The 1,224-nt window shown below is 49.6% G+C and carries 2 protein-coding genes; both read left to right on the forward strand.

Translation table 11 applies throughout. The features are described from left to right. The coding region (locus Q0614_RS01465; protein WP_298786002.1) for a DUF364 domain-containing protein at window positions 1–275 on the forward strand (275 nt) is incomplete at its 5' end. Between the two features lie 59 nt (window positions 276–334). Further along, window positions 335–907, forward strand: coding sequence for an alpha/beta hydrolase (locus Q0614_RS01470; RefSeq protein ID WP_298786004.1), 573 nt, complete (start codon window positions 335–337; stop codon window positions 905–907). The last annotated feature ends 317 nt before the right edge of the window (window positions 908–1,224 follow it).

Consider the following 1,224-nt stretch of genomic DNA (forward strand, 5'->3'; position numbering starts at 1 on the left):
TGCCGCGCGCCGATAACGTGATAATCACGGCTACGACGCTCATCAACGACACGCTCGATGGGCTTTTGCGCCTGAAAAAAAGCGGCGCCAAGCTCGTGCTCGTGGGACCTACCACGCCGCTACTGCCGCAGGCACTATTTGAGCGCGGCGTGGACTTTGCGGGAGGTACGCTCGTGAGGGATGCGGACACGGTGCTTGATATCATCGCGCAGGCGGGCTCGGGATATCACTTTTTGGGTAAATTTGCCGATAAAATCACGATCTGTAAGGGCTAGGGCGCGGATTGAAATTTTAAAATTTGCGCGTAAAGGACTTAAATTTAAAGGAGAAAAATATGCAAAAGTGCGTCTATATCGTGCACGGCTACGACGCTTCGCCTAAGAAGCACTGGTTTGCCTGGCTTAAAGGCGAGATCGAAAAATCGGGCGCAAGGGCGGAAATTTTAACGATGCCTACGCCTGCGCATCCGAGGCTTGATGAATGGCTGAAAATCTTGCGAGAAAGCGTAAAATTTGAAGGTGAAGTTTATCTGGTCGGACACAGCCTCGGCTGTCCTACGATCTTAAATTTCTTACAAGGCAGTGCTGCAAGCGGCGCAGTAGATGGCGTAGTGCTGGTCTCGGGGCTTGCAAAGCCGCTTAGCGATCCGCAATTTAAAATTTTAGACGAGTTTATGGATAAAGGCTTTGATTTTGAGCGCATAAAAGCCGCCGCAAAACAGCGCGTTGTAATTTCTGCAAAGGATGATTATATCGTGCCGTTTAGTTTCAGCCACGAGCTAGCGGGGCAGATCGATGCTAAGTTTTACGAGGTGCAAAAGGGTGGGCATTTTTTAGACAGAGACGGCTTTACGAAGCTTGATCTAGTGTATGAAATTTTAGAAAAAATGATGAAGCTAAAGGGCTAGGCTTCGGGCAAACGCACCTGCTTGGTTTTTGCTTCTGCATTCGCCGCTCGCGTTTTTCTCTGCTAAAGCTCGGATTTGCTTTGCGGCTAAGATAAGAGTTTCGTCTTTAGCCCGCCGAAGGCTTCCGCTGCTCGCATAAATAAATAGATAAGCCCGCGGCGTAATCGTCGTTTGCGAGGCAAAGTTCTGCGCCGTTTTAAAATTTTGTAAACGCCGCAGCGGCAATAGACGCGTATCGTGCGAGTGCTAAAGCACGGCGTGTTGTAGTGGCGGCAAGTAGGTTTCGAATTGCGGCAAGATAAAATTTAGCGAGCGCG

This window comes from uncultured Campylobacter sp. (genome assembly GCF_937997595.1).
Taxonomy (GTDB): Bacteria; Campylobacterota; Campylobacteria; order Campylobacterales; family Campylobacteraceae; genus Campylobacter_B.